13 protein-coding genes and 1 tRNA gene are annotated in these 17,554 nt (G+C 66.8%); 9 read left to right on the top strand and 5 right to left on the bottom strand.

Annotation, left to right across the window (positions count from 1 at the left end; genetic code table 11):
- The first annotated feature begins 279 nt into the window (after positions 1 to 279).
- The gene (locus EZ216_RS19265; RefSeq protein ID WP_135251417.1) at positions 280 to 543 is read left to right on the top strand and encodes a hypothetical protein; all 264 of its coding nucleotides are present in this window, start codon (positions 280 to 282) and stop codon (positions 541 to 543) included.
- A gap of 209 nt (positions 544 to 752) precedes the next feature.
- Here EZ216_RS19265 and EZ216_RS21530 read toward each other — a convergent pair.
- Positions 753 to 835 (bottom strand) — tRNA-OTHER (locus tag EZ216_RS21530).
- Positions 836 to 955: 120 nt separating this feature from the next.
- Here EZ216_RS21530 and EZ216_RS19260 point away from each other — a divergent pair.
- The 3 genes from EZ216_RS19260 to EZ216_RS19250 all read left to right on the top strand — a co-directional run bounded on the left by EZ216_RS19260 (position 956) and on the right by EZ216_RS19250 (position 6,513).
- Entirely contained in the window at positions 956 to 2,392 is a 1,437-nt protein-coding gene (locus tag EZ216_RS19260) for a 3' terminal RNA ribose 2'-O-methyltransferase Hen1 (protein ID WP_239024444.1), read from the top strand.
- A 13-nt stretch (positions 2,393 to 2,405) separates the two neighbouring features.
- Positions 2,406 to 4,955 carry a polynucleotide kinase-phosphatase gene (locus tag EZ216_RS19255; protein ID WP_135251416.1) on the top strand — a complete coding sequence of 850 codons (2,550 nt, stop codon included), beginning with the start codon at positions 2,406 to 2,408 and terminating at the stop codon, positions 4,953 to 4,955.
- Positions 4,956 to 5,352: 397 nt separating this feature from the next.
- On the top strand, positions 5,353 to 6,513 hold the full coding sequence (locus EZ216_RS19250) for an IS30 family transposase (protein ID WP_135251415.1): 1,161 nt from the start codon (positions 5,353 to 5,355) through the stop codon (positions 6,511 to 6,513).
- Positions 6,514 to 6,572: 59 nt separating this feature from the next.
- Here the strand turns inward: EZ216_RS19250 and EZ216_RS19245 are convergent, their stop codons facing one another.
- The 4 genes from EZ216_RS19245 to EZ216_RS19230 are packed head-to-tail and all read right to left on the bottom strand — an operon-like array spanning position 6,573 to position 13,616.
- Positions 6,573 to 7,796, bottom strand: coding sequence for an MFS transporter (locus tag EZ216_RS19245; protein ID WP_239024443.1), 1,224 nt, complete (start codon positions 7,794 to 7,796; stop codon positions 6,573 to 6,575).
- Positions 7,797 to 7,800: 4 nt separating this feature from the next.
- The gene (locus EZ216_RS19240; RefSeq protein ID WP_135251414.1) at positions 7,801 to 9,201 is read right to left on the bottom strand and encodes an efflux transporter outer membrane subunit; all 1,401 of its coding nucleotides are present in this window, start codon (positions 9,199 to 9,201) and stop codon (positions 7,801 to 7,803) included.
- Positions 9,198 to 10,418: an efflux RND transporter periplasmic adaptor subunit gene (locus tag EZ216_RS19235; protein ID WP_135251413.1), complete on the bottom strand. Its 1,221-nt coding sequence runs from the start codon at positions 10,416 to 10,418 to the stop codon at positions 9,198 to 9,200. The genes EZ216_RS19240 and EZ216_RS19235 overlap by 4 nt, the downstream gene beginning before the upstream one ends.
- A gap of 3 nt (positions 10,419 to 10,421) precedes the next feature.
- Positions 10,422 to 13,616, bottom strand: a complete 3,195-nt coding sequence (locus tag EZ216_RS19230; RefSeq protein ID WP_135251412.1) for an efflux RND transporter permease subunit — start codon at positions 13,614 to 13,616, stop codon at positions 10,422 to 10,424.
- Positions 13,617 to 13,761: 145 nt separating this feature from the next.
- Here EZ216_RS19230 and EZ216_RS19225 point away from each other — a divergent pair, with 145 nt between their 5' ends.
- The 5 genes from EZ216_RS19225 (at position 13,762) to EZ216_RS19205 (ending at position 17,526) form a co-directional block, all read left to right on the top strand.
- A complete protein-coding gene (locus tag EZ216_RS19225; protein ID WP_205959711.1) occupies positions 13,762 to 14,169 on the top strand; it encodes a DUF1801 domain-containing protein in 408 nt (135 codons plus the stop codon).
- Complete coding sequence (locus EZ216_RS19220) at positions 14,166 to 15,230, top strand: tellurite resistance/C4-dicarboxylate transporter family protein (RefSeq protein ID WP_135251410.1); 1,065 nt, start codon at positions 14,166 to 14,168, stop codon at positions 15,228 to 15,230. The genes EZ216_RS19225 and EZ216_RS19220 overlap by 4 nt, the downstream gene beginning before the upstream one ends.
- Before the next feature lie 75 nt (positions 15,231 to 15,305).
- The gene (locus EZ216_RS19215; protein WP_135251409.1) at positions 15,306 to 15,803 is read left to right on the top strand and encodes a hypothetical protein; all 498 of its coding nucleotides are present in this window, start codon (positions 15,306 to 15,308) and stop codon (positions 15,801 to 15,803) included.
- A 153-nt stretch (positions 15,804 to 15,956) separates the two neighbouring features.
- Positions 15,957 to 17,024, top strand: coding sequence for a hypothetical protein (locus EZ216_RS22025; protein WP_167772962.1), 1,068 nt, complete (start codon positions 15,957 to 15,959; stop codon positions 17,022 to 17,024).
- Between the two features lie 22 nt (positions 17,025 to 17,046).
- A complete protein-coding gene (locus EZ216_RS19205; RefSeq protein WP_135251408.1) occupies positions 17,047 to 17,526 on the top strand; it encodes a VOC family protein in 480 nt (159 codons plus the stop codon).
- Positions 17,527 to 17,554: the final 28 nt, after the last annotated feature.

The raw sequence follows: 17,554 nt of genomic DNA, 5'->3' as shown, positions 1-17,554 counted from the left end.
CTCCGCATCCACACTCCTTCTGCTTACGCAGGGTAGCGTGTTGCATTGACCGGTTGAATCCGCCGCCAGAAGCGGACATCCCGAAATACTTTGACCTGCTATTGCACACTCGTCTTGCGCTCCGATCGGAGTGACACAGCGCAAGAACTGTTTTCTGGTGCGGCCTTGGCTGCCGTCCGAATGGAAGACGATCAAAGCGAGGCCAGCCCAGCTAGCAAAGCGAGGCGGATGGCGGCGGGATTTCGTACGAGGGATGATTTACCGCGCTTCAGTTGGCACTTGGACACCCGCGAAGCCATCGGCAGAATCAACGAGTACGACGTCTACGTGCACGTGTCGTGGCTACTTTCGCAGCTCAAGCCGGGGACTCTTCTGGACGGCTGCGCACGCGGAATTGAGGCTTCCCTATCCCTGTACTGGGGAAGCGGCGGCACCGGAGGCGGACCGTTCATCTCGCCTGAACTCAGCGCCTTGCTGGCTAAGCATCGAGTGCAGCTGCAAATAGGGTTCTACTACGAGGAAGCGGGACCCGAAGCGCACTGAATGTCCGAAGCGGACATTCAGGTTGAACGCCCGGCTGATCCCGATCCCGAGGGCTCCGAGAGGATTTCCAGCAGCCGGCGAGCTCTGGCAGCCATTGACGATTGGGCCGAAGGATGATGAATCCGGTATCTAAACCGATTTCGTCGCGCACTCACTGTGTGTGAGTGCGCTTCCCCGCTCGAACTCGTTGCACATCTGTGCATCTAGTATGGACGGCGCGGCTTCGAACCACGGAGGGCTTGCGCCCTCGCCAGTTTCAAGACTGGTGTCCTAAACCCCTCGACCAGCCTCCCCCCAGATGCGAGGCCTCTAGTGTACGTGCGGCACCCGCTCTCCAATGGAAGGCGGACGAATGCGCGCCAGCAAGGAAGCGTCCGCCAGTGGGTCGCGTCGATAATCCCCTTCAGAGAGGATGGCGAAGATGCTGCTCACGATTACAACGACACATCGCCCCGCGACCGACCTGGGCTACTTGTTGCACAAGAACCCCGCACGCCTACACTCGCGGCGCCAGTCCTACGGTGTAGCGCATGTCTTTTATCCGGAGGCTGGCGACGACCGTTGCACCGCAGCGCTATTCGTCGAGGTCGACCCGGTCGGCCTCGTCCGAGACCGCAAGGGGTTTTCGGCGACGGCCGGGCTGATGGACCAGTACGTGAACGACCGGCCCTATGCCGCTTCGTCCTTGCTTAGCGCCGCGATGGCCGACACCTTCGGAAGCGCGATGGGTGGCAGGTCCGCCGACCGACCGGAACTCGTCGAGATCCCGATCCCCCTTGAGTTCACGCTTCCAGCATTGCCGTGTCGCGGAGGCGAGAGTCTGCTTCGCGCGCTGTTCGAGCCTCTCGGCTACCACGTCGATGCTCGTCAACTGAGCCTTGATGATCGATTCCCGAGCTGGGGTGCCAGCCAGTACTTCAGCGTGGCGCTGAAGACGACCTCGACGTTGCACTTGGCTCTGACGCATCTTTACGTGCTCATTCCGGTACTCGACAACACCAAGCACTATTGGGTCGACGAGGACGAAGTCGAGAAGCTGCTTGCCAAGGGCGAGCCGTGGCTGAGCACCCACCCGCAGCGAGACCTCATCGTTCGTCGGTATCTCAAGCACCGACGAAGCTTGGCCGACCTGGCCATCGATCGGCTGGTCGAATCGGACGGAAGCGCCATTGACGACGCCGGAGCGGCCGACGGCACTGAAACCGTTCGCGGTGACGAACAGGAGCAGCGCCTCGAGCGAGGCATGTCTCTCAACGAGCGACGGATGGAGAGCGTAGCTGGCGTGGTGGAGGCATTGCGCGCGAGCAGCGTCATCGACCTCGGCTGCGGTGAGGGTCGACTGCTGAAGCAACTGCTTCCGATGAAGGGTGTTTCGCGCGTCACCGGCATGGATGTCTCGCACCGTAGCCTCCAGGTGGCGCGGGAACGTCTCAATCTCGAGCGGATGTCCAAGATGCTGCAGGACAAGTTGACCTTGCTGCATGGCTCGCTCGTATATCGCGATGCTCGCTTCAACGGCTACGACGTGGCCACTGTCGTCGAGGTCATCGAACATCTGGACGAGTCGCGGCTCGGCATCTTCACGCGAGTGGTCTTTGAATTTGCCCGACCGAAGGCGGTGGTCGTGACCACGCCGAACAGCGAATACAACGCCAAGTTCCCTTCGCTACCTGCAGGCAGATTCCGGCATCCGGACCATCGGTTTGAATGGACGCGCGCCCAGTTCGAAGAATGGGCGCAGCAACAGGCTCATCGCTTCGGCTACGCGGTTCGCTTCGAGAGCATCGGTGATGCGGACCCGACCCTGGGCGCACCTACCCAGATGGCCGTCTTCACCAACCAACAATAAGCCAGGGCGCAACTTGCACATCGACATTCCGGAACTCTGCCTCGTCATGCTCGTGGGAGCGACGGGCTCGGGCAAGTCAACTTTTGCCCGCAAGCACTTTCTCCCGACGGAGGTCGTCTCTTCCGACTTCTGCCGTGCGGCCCTTGCGGACGACGAGAACGACCAATCCGTCACCAACCACGCATTCGAGCTGATGCGCCTCATGGTGTCCAAACGCCTGAAGCTCGGAAGGCTCACGGTCGTCGATGCGACCAACGTCCAGCCCGCTTCGCGCAAGGGGTGGATTGAACTCGCCAAGGAACACAACGTCTTCTGCGTGGCCATCGTCTTCGACCTGCCTGAGAAGGTGATGATGGAGCGGCACGCGCAGCGCACCGACCGGCACTTCGGTGAACACGTCATCCGCAACCAGAGGAATGACCTGGGACGCTCTTTCCGTGGGCTGGAGCGAGAGGGGTGCCGGTTCGTCCACGTCTTCAAGCGAGCCGAGCAGGTAGACGAGGCCTCAGTAGGCAGAACTCGTCTTTGGACGAACCTTCGAGCTGAGAAGGGGCCGTTCGACATCGTCGGCGACATTCATGGGTGCATGGACGAGCTTGTTCAACTGACGCAGAAGCTCGGATACGAAGCAACTCATGGCGAACATGGCTGGCAAGTCCGCCATCCGGATGGACGCAGGCTGGTCTTCGTCGGCGATCTGGTCGATCGCGGTCCAGATTCGCCAGCCGTGGTGCACTTCGTTCAATCGGTCGTCTCTTCTGGTGCGGGCTTTTGCGTCGCGGGGAACCACGATGTCAAACTGGCACGGGCACTCATGGGGAAGGACGTCAAGGTCACGTACGGGCTCGAGCGCTCGCTTGAGCAGTTAGAAGGGGCGGCCAGCGATGCGAAGCACAATATCGCTCAATTCCTTGACGGGCTCGTCAGTCACTACGTCATGGACGACGGGAAGCTGGTCGTCGCTCATGCCGGACTCAGCGAAGAACTGCAGGGGCGGTCGTCTGCGCGCGTGCGCACTTTCGCGATGTATGGCGAGACAACCGGAGAGACGGATGAATTCGGCCTGCCTGTGCGCTACAACTGGGCGCAGTCTTATCGCGGAAAGGCCATGGTCGTCTATGGCCACACGCCCGTGCCGGAGGCCGAATGGCTCAACAACACCATCTGCCTCGACACCGGCTGTGTCTTTGGCGGAAAGCTGACCGCGCTGCGTTATCCAGAAAAGGAACTGGTCTCCGTTCCGGCCGCGCGCGAATACTACGCACCCGTGAAGCCGTTGGTCATTGCCGCTCCGCAGATGTCTGCGCAACTGGCCGCTGATGACATGCTGGATTTCGCCGACGTGTCCGGCAAGCGGTACATCAAGACGGAAGTCTTCGGCACCGTGCAGGTTCGGGAAGAAAATGCGGCGGCAGCCTTGGAGGTAATGAGCCGGTTCGCCGCGAATCCGAGGTGGCTCATCTACCTGCCTCCGACCATGTCACCGAGCGAGACGTCATCAGAGCCGAACTTGCTTGAGCATCCGGTCGAGGCGCTGGCCTATTACCGGAAGAGCGGCGTGACCCGCGTCGTTTGCGAAGAGAAGCACATGGGCTCGCGCGCCGTGGTCATCGTCTGCAAGAACGCCGATGTGGCTCTGCGCCGATTCGGTGTCGCGGATGAAGGTATAGGCGTCGTGTATACACGGACAGGCAGAAGCTTCTTCCCCGACAAGGCTGTCGAACAATCTCTGCTCTCGCTTGTGGCCGGCGCCGTGGAACAGGCTGGCCTATGGGAAGAACTGTCGACCGACTGGCTTTGCCTCGACTGCGAACTGATGCCCTGGTCGGCCAAGGCCATTGAGCTCATCAGGACGCAGTACGCACCCGTGGCGGTCTCCGGCGCCGCAACGCTCGCGGGTTTGCAGGAGTTGCTTGGCCAGGCACAAGAACAAGGGAGGACGTTCGACGCCCTGCAGGGGTCTACGACGGAGCGACTGCAGTCCGTACGGCAGTATCGCGATGCGTACGGGCGCTATTGCTGGGACGTTGTCGGCCTGTCCGACATTCGGCTCGCACCGTTCCATCTGCTCGCTGCTGAAGGCAGGACATTCGTCGACCGGACCCACGACTGGCACATGAGCATGTTGGGGAAACTGGCAGCCGCGCAGCCTTCGCTCATCGTCGCCACCCCGTACCGAGTCGTGAATCTCGAAGACAAGGCGGACTGCGCAGGTGCCATCGACTGGTGGAAAGCCCTCACCGACAAAGGTGGCGAGGGCATGGTCGTGAAGCCGTTGGACTACATCGCCCGCGGCAGAAAGGGACTGCTGCAGCCGGCAATTAAATGCCGTGGGCCCGAGTACCTGCGCATCATCTACGGCCCCGAATACTTGAGATCGACCAACCTCGAGCGTCTGAGAGAGCGGGGCGTGGCAGCGAAACGCAGCTTGGCGCTGAAGGAGTTTGCGCTGGGCGTCGAGTCGCTGTCGCGATTTATACGGAAGGAGCCGTTGCGAAGCGTGCACGAGTGTACTTTCGGCGTGCTCGCCCTCGAGAGCGAGCCCATCGACCCACGCTTGTAGACATGTTCACTGACGCGCGTTTGAAGTCGTATGTCTGCGTCCACGTGTTCGAGGCAAGCAGCCGGTGTTATTTGTCACGCACGAATGAGAAGATGGAGCTTGGTGTTTTCTCTGCGGCCAAGACCACCTCGACTCAGCGGAGTATCACTTGTCGTCGAAGCGGCCACATAGTTCAACGAGACCCGGCTCTTCACGAGTGCTCTGACCTGCCGTGCGGATTCGAGGCCGAGCGGGAAGCTGTCGGCAGCCCGTGGATCAGAACGGAATAGAGTCAGCTCGGAGCTAGCGTACGTCTGCTTAGGCCCAAAGCAGACAACCAGTACGTGGCTGCTTTCGGCTGCGACCTCAACCGGTCGATGCAACACACTAACCCTGCACAAGTGGGAGGAGTGTGTCAATGCGAAGAAGACACGCGAGGATCGTTTACAACGATCAGAAGGCCCTGATGTGGGAGCGCTGGAAGAAGGGCGAGACTCTTCACCAGATCGCCAAGCTGTTTGATCGCCCCCACACCTCGATCCGGAACGTTCTTGCGGCCACCGGCGGCATCCGTCCGCCGGAGCGAAGCCGCTCCCGCCTGGCCCTGACGCTGGCCGAGCGCGAAGAAATTTCCCGGGGCTTGGTAGCTGGCGACTCGATTCGCGCCATCGCGGCACGCCTCTCACGTGCGCCATCGACGATCAGCCGCGAGATCGAACGCAATGGTGGCGCGGGCAGCTACCGCGCCACGCAAGCCGATCAAGCTGCCTGGAACCGGGCCCATCGCCCGAAGATCTGCAAGCTGGCTGCGAACCGCAAGCTCGCCTTGATCGTGACAAGGAAGCTGAAGTGCCTATGGGCGCCGCAGCAGATCGCTGGCTGGCTAAAGCATACTTACTCGAGCGAACCGAGCCTGCACGTGTCACACGAGACCATCTACCGCAGCCTGTTCATCCAGGCCCGCGGCGCCTTGAAGAAAGAACTGCTGGAGCACCTTCGGCGCACACGAGGCATGCGGCGCTCGGTGCACCACACGCAAAAGACCTCCACACACGGGCAGATCACCGACACGGTCTCGATCAGCGAGCGCCCCGCCGCCGTGGAAGATCGCGCAGTGCCTGGCCATTGGGAAGGCGACCTGCTGATGGGCGGCGCCAACAGCCAGATCGCCACGCTGGTGGAGCGCCATACGCGCTACGTGATGCTGGTGAAGCTCGCCGGCAAGGACACCGAGACGGTGGTCAATGCCCTGATCAAGCACTCGCGCAAGCTGCCCGAAGAGTTGTATCGGTCGCTGACATGGGACCGCGGCAAGGAGATGGCGGCGCACAGGAAGTTCACGCTGACCACCGACATCCAGGTCTACTTCTGCGATCCGCAGAACCCGTGGCAACGGGGCAGCAACGAGAATACGAATGGCCTCTTGCGTCAGTACATGCCCAAGGGGATGGACATCTCAGGTCTCTCGCAAGCCAAGCTCAATGCGATCGCAAGAAGCCTGAACGAGCGCCCCAGAGAAACCTTGGGCTTCAGGACGCCCGCCGAGGTGTTCAACGACTGTGTTGCATCGACCGGTTGAGGTCGCAGCCAGAAGCGGACATCTGACGTCGCGCTGCGGCAGACGGCGGTCCGCCGGCGCTAGGACCCGAACCGGTCCCGCTCCCACAGCGGCGGAAAGATCTTCTTCCACCCCCACACGATCCCCAGCGTGCAAGCCGCGCCGAACACCACCGACCCCATCGCGCCCATCAGCGCCGCCGTCGCGCCGGATTCGAACTCGCCCAGCTGGTTGCTCGCGCCGATGAACATGGTGCTGACGGCGCCCACGCGGCCGCGCATGTCGTCCGGTGTCTCCATCTGCAGCAGCGTCTGCCGCACCACCACGCTCACCATGTCGGCGCCGCCGGAGATGGCCAGCGCCAGCAGCGACAGCAGGAAGCTGTGCGACACCGCGAACACCAGCATGCAGACGCCGTACAGCGCCACCGAGCCCAGCAGCTTGCGGCCGATGCGGCGCTGCAGGGGCGATTGCGTCAGCACCACGGACATCAGCAGCGCGCCCGCCGCCGGCGCGGCGCGCAGCATGCCCAAGCCCGTCGGGCCGACGTGCAGGATGTCCTTGGCGAAGATCGGCAGCAGCGCGGTGGCGCCCCCGAACAGCACGGCCATCAGGTCCAGCGACACCGCGCCCAGCAGCACCTTGTTGCCGAACACGTAGCGCGCGCCGGCCAGCATGCCTTCCACGCTGAACGCATGCGCCGCGCGCTGCACTCGCTCATAGCGCAGGCCCAGGATCGAAAGGAAGGCCAGCACCAGGAACCCAAACGCGGTCCAGTACACCGTCGTGATGCCGTAGGCGAACAGCAGCCCGCCCAGGCCCGGTCCGCCGATCACCGCGATCTGGTTGCCGGCGGAGCTGAAGGCCATCGCGCGCGGCAGCAGCGGCAGCGGCACCAGCAGCGGCACCAGCGATTGCTGCGCGGGCTGCTGGAAGGTGCGCGCCACGCCCAGCAGCACGGAAGCCGTGAGCAGCAGTTCGCGGCTCAGCGCGTGGGCGGTGGTGCCGTACAGCAGCAGCACGGCGGCGGCGATCTGCGTGGCGATGGCGCACGCGATGATGGCGCTGCGGTGGAAGCGGTCGGCGGCGTCGCCTGCCAGCAGCGTGAACAGCAGCACCGGCGCGAACTGGAACAGCCCGACCAGGCCCAGGTCCCAGGCGCGGCCGGTCAGCTCGTACATCTGCCAGCCGATGGCGACCATCAGCATCTGGTTGGCGCCGCCGCCCAGCAGGCGGGTGAACCACAGGCGCAGGAACGCGGAATGCGCGGCGAACGCGCGGATGCCGTCGGGCTCTTCGTTCACGCGCTTACCAGGCCCCGCCCAGTGCCTTCACCAGCTGCACCGTCACCAGCAGGCGCTGGCCGAGCAGCTGCGCGGACAGCCGCTGCGCGTTCAGCAGCGACTGCTGCGCGGTGATGACGTCGGAGTAGCTGGCCGCGCCGCCTTCGTAGCGGTCGTTGGCCAGTTGCAGCACGCGTTCCGCGCTCTTCACCGCCAGCTGCGACTGCGCCAGCGCGCTGTCCAGCGCCGCCGTGCCGCTGATGCCGTCTTGCACTTCCTGCATGGCGGTCAGCACCACGCGCTTGTAGTTGGCCGCGGCGAGCTGGTAGCCGGCATTGGCGAACGCGACGTACGCGTCGGCACGGCCACCGTCGAAGAGCGGTTGCGTGAGGGCCACGCCGATGGACCACAGCGTGCTGGGCGCGTCGAACAGGCGCGACCAGGTGCGGCTGTCGTAGCCGAAGCTGGGGCCGATGGTCACGCTGGGGAAGTAGCCCGCCCGCGCGACGCCGATCTGCGCGTTGGCGGCGGCCATCGCGCGCTGCGCCGAAGCGATGTCGGGGCGGCGCTGCAGCAGGTCGGCGGGCACGCCCAGCGGCACCGCGGGCGCGGCGCGTGGCCCCGTCTCCGGCGGCAGCGAGAACGTGGGCGCCGGCTTGCCGGCCAGCGTGGCGATGGCGTGTTCGAACTGGTCGCGCTGGCGGCGCAGCACGTCTACCTGCGTCAGCGTGCTGTCCAGCAGCGCCTGCTGCTGCGCGACGTCCAGGCCCGAGGTGGCGCCCAGGTCGTGGCGGTCCTTGGCCAGGCCGAGCGCGCGGCGCTGCAGCGCGATGGACTGGCGCAGCACGTCCAGTTCGATGTCCAGTTCGCGCAGGTTGAAGTAGCTGGCGGCCAGATCCGCGGCCAGCACCAGGCGCGCGTTTTCCAGGTCGGCCTGCGACTGTTCCGCCGTGGCGCGCGCGGCTTCCACCGAGCTGCGCACGCGGCCCCACAGGTCGGCCTCGTACGCGACGTTGAAGCTGAGCTGGTAGTCGTTCTGGATGGTCTGGAAGTTGGGCGAGGCGTAGTTGGTCAGCGGCCGGTTGGCCGAGATCTGCAGGCGCTGCACGCGCGAGCCCAGGCTGACGTAAGGGAACAGGCCGGCGGTCGCGACGTCGGCTTGCGAGCGCGCCTGGTCCAGCCGCGCGAGCGCGGCCGCGACCGTGGGGCTGGCCGCTTGCGCGTCGCGCTGCAGCGCGTCCAGCTGCGCGTCGCCGAAACGCTTCCACCAGTCGCCGCGCGGCTGCGCGTCGTTGGGCGCGGCTTCGCGCCAGCCGGGTTCCAGCTTCCAGGCTTCGGGAAGGTCGATCTTCGGGGCTTGCGCCGCCGGGCCGTGCGCGCAACCCGCGGCGAGCAGGGCCGCGGCGGCAATGAGTGCCAGCCTCACGGCGTCGCCTTGCCGGCCGCGGCCGCAGGGCGCGTGTCCTGCACCACCTGCACCTTGTCGCCTTCGGCCAGCGAGTCGGACGGGTTGAGCACCAGCTGCTCGTTGCCCTGCAGGCCGTTGAGGATTTCCACCGAGTCGCCGTAGTTGCGTCCCAGCTTCACCGGCCGCAGGCGCACCGAACCGTCGCCGTCGATGGACGCGACCGACACGCCGTCGGCGCGGAACAGCAGCGCGTTGAAGGGGATGGCGATGCCCTGGCCGGCCGGCAGGTTGAGCGCCACCTGCACGAAGGCGCCGGGCATCAGCGCGCCGTCCTTGTTGGGCAGGCTCACCTCCACCTGCATGGTGCGGGTGGCCGTGTCGATGGCCGCGGCGGTGCGCGCCACCTGGCCGCTGAAGCTGCGGCCACGCACTTCGGCCTGCGTCACGGTGGCGGCCAGGCCCTGGCGCACCAGGTGCGCGTAAGACTGCGGCACGTTGACGTACACGCGCAGCGGGTCGGTCTGCGACAGCAGGAAGAGGGGCTTGCCGCTGCCGTCGATCAGGTCGCCCACGTCGACGTTGCGGCGGGTGATGACGCCCGCGAAGGGCGCGACCACTCGCTTGAAGGATTGCAGTTCGCGCAGGCGCTCCACGTTGGCGTCGGCGGCCGCGAGGTTGGCCTTGGCCTGCAGGTAGCCGCTGCGGCGCTCTTCCAGTTCCTGCTGCGAGACCGCGTCGCGCTGGCGCAGCGCTTCCCAGCGGTCGACCGTGGTCTTGGCCAGGTCCACGCTGGCGGCGGTCTGCTGGCGCGCGGCCATGGCCTGCGACAGCTGCTGGTCGAGTTCCGGCGTCTCGATCTCCGCCAGCAGGTCGCCCTTGGCGACGGTGCTGCCGATGTCCTTGGTCCACCGCTTCAGGTAGCCGCCCGCGCGCGCGGCCACCGGCGCCTGCACGAAGCCCTGCAGCGTGCCCGGCAGTTCCAGCTTCTGGGCCGAGCCGCCGCTGCGCACCCGGGTGGCGCGCACGTAGGTGGTGGACGACCGGGCCGACTCGGCTTCCAGCGTCTTCGCGTTGGCCGCGCGGCTGACCACGGTGCGCGCGCCGCCGGCGGCCAGCAGCACCAGCACCACGATGGCCGCGATGCGGGTGCGGCGCATCACCTGCTGGCGGCCGGGCGCGTCGGCGCTGTCCTCCACGGGATGGATCGCGAGTTGGGAATGGCTTTCGTGCGACATCGGTCAGCTTTCCTGCGGGGTGGCATCCGGCGGCAGTGCCGGGGCGGCGCGGCGCTCCTTGCGGCGGGCCAGCCATTGGTGCACGCCGGCGTACACGGCGGGAACGAACAGCAGCGTGGAGACGGTGGCGAACAGCAGGCCGCCGACGACGGCGCGGCCCAGCGGCGCGTTCTGCTCGCCGCCTTCGCCCAGGCCCAGCGACATGGGGATCATGCCGATGATCATGGCCAGCGCGGTCATCAGCACGGGGCGGATGCGGGTGGCGCCCGCTTCCAGCGCGGCGGCCAGCGGCGGCGAACCCAGCTCGCGCTGCTGGCGCGCGAAGGAGACCACCAGGATGGAGTTGGCCGTGGCCACGCCCATGGTCATGATGGCGCCCGTCAGCGCGGGCACGCTGAGCGTGGTGCCGGTGATGAACAGCATCCACGCGATGCCGGCCAGCGCGGCGGGCAGGGCGGCGATGATGATCGCGGCGTCGATCCACGACTGGAAGTTCACCACCACCAGCAGGTACACCAGCACGATGGCCATCGCCAGGCCGATGCCCAGGCCGGCGAAGGAAGACTGCATGGTCTGGACCTGGCCGCGCACGGCCACCTGCGAGCCGCGGCTCAGCTTCGGCTTGACCTCGTCCACCAGCTGCTCGACCTGTTTCGCCACGCTGGCCAGGTCGGTGCCCTGCACGCTGACGAACACGTCCACCGCCGGTGAGATGTTGTAGCGGCTGACGATGGGCAACTGGCGCGCCTGCTGCGCCTCGACCACGTTGCCCAGCAGCTGGGTGGGTCCCGCGTTGGCGCCGACGGCGCCGATCGGGATGTTCAGCAGCGAGTTGAACGAGTCCAGCTCGTACTGCGGCGACTGAACCACGATGTTGTAGACCACGCCGTTGTTCGGGTTCAGCCAGAAGGCCGGCGCCGTCTGCGAACTGCCCGACAGCGCGATCAGCACGTTCTGCCCGACGTTGCTGGCCGACAAGCCCACCTGCTGCAGCCGCGTGCGGTCCATCTGCAGGTTGATGGCCGGGCCGTCCAGGCGCTGGTGCACGTGCACGTCCACCGCGCCGGGCACCTGCTTGATCTTCTTGGCCAGCTGTGCCGCCAGCTCCGCGTTGGCCTGCAGGTTGGGGCCGGTGAGCTGCACGTCGATGGCGGCGGGCAGGCCGAAGTTCAGGATCTGCGTGACGATGTCGGCCGGCTGGAAGAAGAACTCCACGCCCGGGAATTTCTTCGGCAGCTCGGCGCGCAGGGTGCTGATCCAGTGCTCGCTGGGGCGGTGGCCGTGCTTCAGCGACATCAGGATCTCGCCGTCCAGCGTGCCGATGGTGCCGGCGTTGCTGTACGACAGGTTGATGCCCGAGTTCGGGATGCCCAGGTTGTCGAGGATGGTCTCCAGCTCGCCGGCCGGGATGATGCGGCGGATCTCCTGCTCCACCTGGTCGGCGATGCGCGCCGTCTCCTCGATGCGGGTGCCGGTGGCCACTCGCATGTGCAGGCGGATCTGGCCGGCGTCCACGCCGGGGAAGAAGTCGCGTCCCAGGAAAGGCACCAGCGCGCACGACAGCACGCAGAAGCCGCCGAAGAGGACGATGAACCGCGCGCGGTGCGCCAGGATGGACGACAGCGCCAGCGCGTAGGCGCGGCGCATGCGCTCGAAGCGGGCGTCGAACGCGCGGTACAGGCGCTGCAGCAGCGAGCGGCTTTCGCCCGCCGCCCCGTGCGCGCCGTCCAGCATCAGCATCACCAGCGTGGGCACCAGCGTGCGCGACAGGAAGTACGACGCGACCATCGCGAACACCACCGCCTCGGCCAGCGGCACGAACAGGAAGCGCGCCACGCCCGACAGGAAGAACATCGGCACGAACACGATGCAGATGCACAGCGTGGACACGAAGGCCGGCGTGCCGATCTCGCCGGCGCCCACCTCGATGGCTTCCACCAGCGGCTTGCCCAGGTGCACGTGGCGCTCGATGTTCTCGATGGTGACGATGGCCTGGTCGACCAGGATGCCGACCGACAGCGCCAGGCCGCCCAGCGTCATGATGTTCAGCGTCTCGCCCAGCGCGAACAGCGCGAGGATGGAGACCAGGATCGACAGCGGGATGGTCACCGCGATGATCAGCGTGCTGCGCCAGTTGCCCAGGAACAGCAGCACCATCGCGGCCGTCAGGCCGGCGGCGATGAGCGCTTCCGCCACCACGCCCTGGATGGCGGCCTTCACGAACAGCGACTGGTCGAACAGCGTGGCGATCTTCACTTCCGGCGGCAGCAGCTGGGCCGCGCGCGGCAGCATGTCCTTCAGGTTCTGAACGATGTCCAGCGTGGACGCGCCGCCGTTCTTCAGGATGGAGATCAGCACGCCGCGCGAGCCGTCCTGCCGCACCACGTTGGTCTGCGGCTGGAAGCCTTCGCGCACGTAGGCCACGTCGCGCAGGTAGGTGGTGGCGCCCCCGGTGGTGCGCACGGGCAGGTCGTTGAGCCCGGCGATGGCTTCGGGCGAGCCGTTCATGCGCACCGTGTACTCGGTGCCGCCGACCTTGGCCGTGCCCGACGGCAGGATCAGGTTCTGCGTGTTGACCGCGTTCACCACGTCGGCCGGCGACAGGCCACGGGCCTGCAGCGACTGCATGTCCAGGTCGACCGAGATGACCTTCACCTTGCCGCCGTAGGGGAAGGGGATGGCCACGCCGGGGATGGTGACCAGCTGCGGGCGCAGCTGGTTGACGGCCGAGTCGAACACCGTCTGCTCCGGCAGCGTGGTGCTGGACAGCGCCAGCTGCACCACCGGGATGCTGGAAGCCGAGTACTTGATCACCAGCGGCGGCGTGATGCCCGGCGGCAGCTGGCGCACCTGCGTCTGCACCGCGGCCACGGTCTGCGCGATGGCCGACTGGATGTTGGCGCCCGGCTGGAAGAAGACCTTGATGACCGCGATGCCGGGCAGCGAGGTGGACTCGATGTGCTCGATGTCGCTGACGGTGGTGGTCAGCCCGCGTTCGCTGCTGCTGGCGATGCGCTGGCCCATCTCCTGCGCCGGCAGACCCGTGTAGTTCCAGATGATGCTGACCACCGGGATGTTGATCTCGGGGAAGATGTCCGTCGCCATGTTGCGCAGCGCGAACGGCGTGGACAGCACGATCAGCAGCGCCATCACGATGAACGTATAGGGGCGGCGCAGCGCCAGCTGGACGAGGGACATCGGGAACTGCCGGTGGATGGGCTCACAGAATGATACGGGAGCACCCTGTGTCTCTCCTGTAAAGATCAGGCCCCGCCGCGGTGCGCGCGGCTCCCGGCGGTGCGGGATTACGATGCCGGTCCGCCGCACCGAAACGAAAGAGGACATGGGTAAACCCGAGCCTGCAGTGACCGCCACGGAACTGATCACCCGCAAGATCGCGGAGCTGGCCGACTGGCGCGGCGAAACGCTGGCGCGGCTGCGCAAGCTCATTCACCAGGCCGACCCGGAAGTGGCCGAGGAATGGAAATGGGACGGGCCCGTCTGGTCGCACGACGGCATCGTGTGCACGGGTGAGGTCTACAAGGCCAAGGTGAAGCTCACCTTCGCCAAGGGCGCCTCGGTGAAGGATCCGAAGAAGCTGTTCAATTCCAGCCTCGAGGGCAACACCCGCCGCGCGCTGGACGTGGCCGAAGGCGAAGAGCCGGACGCGGAGGCGTTCAAGGCGCTGTTCCGCGCGGCCGTGCAGGTCAACGCCGAAGGCGCGAAAGCCAGGGCGAAGAAAGCGACATGAACGCGGCGGTGCTGCCGCCCGATCGCATGGGTGCCCTCCGGATCGCGGAACTCTCGCCGGCGAACTTCGCCATCGTGATGGCGGTCGGCATCCTGGGCGTGGACTGCCGGCAGCAGGGGCACGAGCGCTTCGGGCAGGCGATGCTGGCGCTGGCCTTCGTCGCCTGGGCCGTGGTCGCGGCGCTGGGCATCGCCAAGGCCGTGCGCCATCCGTCGCACGTGCTGGCCGACCTGCGCAGCCACGCGCGCGCGCCGGGCTTCCTGACGCTGGTGGCCGGCACGTCCATCCTCGGCAGCCTGTGGCTGTCGCTCGGCCTGCCGCCGCAAGCGGGCGCGTGGCTGGGCGGCCTGGCCGCGGTGCTGTGGGTCGCGGTGACCTACGGCGTGCTGATCGTGCTGACCTTGGAGAGCGACAAGCCGCCGCTGGCCGAAGCCATCAGCGGGACCTGGCTGCTGATCGTCGTGGCGACGCAGTCGATCGCCATCGTCGCGGTGCTGGTGGGCGCGGGCCTCGCGCCACCGGCGCGCCTGGCCCTGAACTTCGCCGCCACCGCGATGTGGCTGTGCGGCGGCATGCTGTACGTGTGGGTGATCGCGCTGATCTTCTATCGCTGCGCCTTCTTCCGGATGTCGCCGCGCGACCTCGCGCCCACGTACTGGATCAACATGGGCGCGATGGCGATCTCGGCGCTGGCCGGCGCGCTGCTGGTGGTCCACACCGCCGGCGCGCCTTTCCTGGCCGGCCTGCTGCCGCTGCTGCGCGGCGGCACCGTCCTGTATTGGGCGGTGGGCACCTGGTGGATCCCTTTCATGGCCGCGCTCACCGCGTGGCGCGCCTGGCGCGACCGGCAGTCGCTGCGCTACGAGGTCGGCTACTGGGGCATCGTGTTCCCGCTCGGCATGTACTCCGCGGCCACGCACGAGATGGCCGCCGCGCTGGAACTGGACTTCCTGCAACCGGTGGCGCGCGCCTTCTTCCTCCTGGCCCTCGCCGTTGGCATGCTCACGGCGGCCGGTCTGTTGCGCCGAGTCGTCAGGCCCCGTTTGCAGCCAAGGGCTTAGGCGAAGGTCCGTGATCTAATTCACGCGGCCGGATCGTCTCCGTTGTTACATTCCGCCCCACTACCCAAGGGCCCCATGCTCACAGTTCGCAAGCTTTTCCAGCGGGAACCCGTGCCGGCAACGGAACACGACTCCACGCAGCTGGGCCCGCAGGATCCCACCATCGCCGAACTCCAGGAGGAGTACCGGGCCATCCTGCTCGAGGTCTTCCGCAAGGCGGGCATCGACGCGTCGTGCGTGGAGGTGGATGCGCGGCACATGGGCACCGTGAAAGGCCGGCCGCTGTTCCAGTGCATGCTGCGCCTGGTGCGCTGGGAAAGGCAATCCGGCTTGCGCCTGCTGGTGGGCCTGCTGCACCTGGAGCGCGCGGCGCGCCGCCAGGTCGCCGGCAGCTGGGTGGCGGAAGCCTCGCACTTCGGCGGGCTGTGGCTGCATCCCACCACCGCGGTGCTGGATGGCGGCGCGGTGAAGGAACTGGGCCTGCTGCTGGCGGGCCTGGAGCAGGGCGCCCCCGGCGCGGCGCTGGCCGAGTCGATGTGGAGCCTGCCGCCGGAACTGCGCGAAGAGCGCTGACCGCCATCCTACGCAAGCGTCCTGGCCCGATCGGGCTATGCGGGGCCAACCCTTCCAAGGCCCAGTAGACACACTTCTCACGCTCGCACATACACGGCGCGCGCGCCGGTTTCGAGAATCCCGACGGACAACACGAACCGTCAGGGAGACATCATGCAAAGCGCGCGCGGGCTGGCCCTGGCGTCACTGTTCGCTGCCGTCCTGGCAGGGTGCGGCGGCGGTGGCGGAGGTGGCGGCACCACGACGGCCGCCGCCGACGCCTCCGCGTCCGGCCTGGGCATTCCAAGTCCCGATCCGGTGCCGGCGACCGACACCACCCAGAGCCCCGCGCCGGCACCCGCGCCCGGCCCCGCACCTTCCCCTTCGCCCACGCCGGCGCCCAGCCCCGCACCTGCGCCGACACCCGCGCCCGCGCCTGTGCCTGCACCGACGCCTGCCCCGGCCCCCGCGGGCGAGAACCCCTTCAATGCGACGCAGCTGTCCGCCGCGACCTATACGCTCAGCCGCAGCACGGTGAACCGCCCCGACGACGTGACCGGCCCGCAGGTCAAGGTGATCTATGCGGTGCCCGCGGGCGGCACGGACAGGGGCTTCGACAGCACCACGCGCTTCCCGTACCAGATCGCGGCGCTGAACCGGTGGCTGCAGGGCGAGATCGGCCGCAAGATCGTCTTCGACACCTTCCGCGGCGAACTGGACATCCAGTTCGTGCAGCTGCCGCGCACGGAACAGCAGTACCGCGACGACGGCTACGGCATCCTGTACGACATCAAGGACGACCTGCGGGCGGGCGGTGCCTTGTCGCCGGGCAAGAACCACCTGGTGTTCTACGAAGGCAGTCACCAGCAGGGCTACTGCGGCTATTCGGAGATCGTCTACAACTACTCGGCGGGCCTGGTGTCCACGGTGTTCATGCAGGCCAACGGCTGCGCCGGCGCAGCGACGGTGAGCTCGCCGGTGCAGCACCCGACCTGGGCCGATTTCACCGCCTTCCACGAGCTGTTCCACAGCTTCGGGGCCGACCACATCACCGTGACCGCGACGCCGCCGGACCCCGAGTTCGACGTGCAGGTGTGCGACCTCATGTACGCCTACCTCGGCAACAACTGTCCGAGGACGTACGTGGACTTGCACGCGCGCTACTACTACAACGCGAACGGGCCGGCGCCCGGCATCGCCAACGTGTGGGGTTCACCGTTCCTGACGCCGCAACCCAACTGACGAACCCAACGCGAGCACCGACATGATCCCGAAGAACACCATCTGCCTCTGGTATGACCGCGATGCGCTCGAGGCCGCGCAGTTCTACGCGAAGACTTTCCCGGACAGCGCGGTGGGCGCGGTGCATCGTGCGCCGGGCGACTACCCCGACGGCAAGGAAGGCGACGTGCTGACGGTGGAGTTCACCGTGCTGGGCATCCCGTGCGTCGGCCTCAACGGCGGCTCGGCGTTCCGGCACAGCGAGGCCTTCTCGTTCCAGGTGGCCACCGACGACCAGGCCGAGACCGACCGCCTGTGGAACGCCATCGTGGGCAACGGCGGCCAGGAAAGCCAGTGCGGCTGGTGCAAGGACAAGTGGGGCCTGTCGTGGCAGATCACGCCGCGCACCTTGCTGGAAGCGTTCACCAGCCCGGATCGGGCCGAGGCGAAGCGCGCCTTCGAAGCCATGATGGCCATGAAGAAGATCGACGTGGCCGCCATCGACGCGGCGCGGCGGGGCTGAACGCCGGCATGCGCCCGGCTGGGCTGCA

This window comes from Ramlibacter humi, assembly GCF_004681975.1.
Classification (GTDB): domain Bacteria; phylum Pseudomonadota; class Gammaproteobacteria; order Burkholderiales; family Burkholderiaceae_C; genus Ramlibacter; species Ramlibacter humi.
This window is presented reverse-complemented; position numbering and strand designations above follow the sequence as displayed.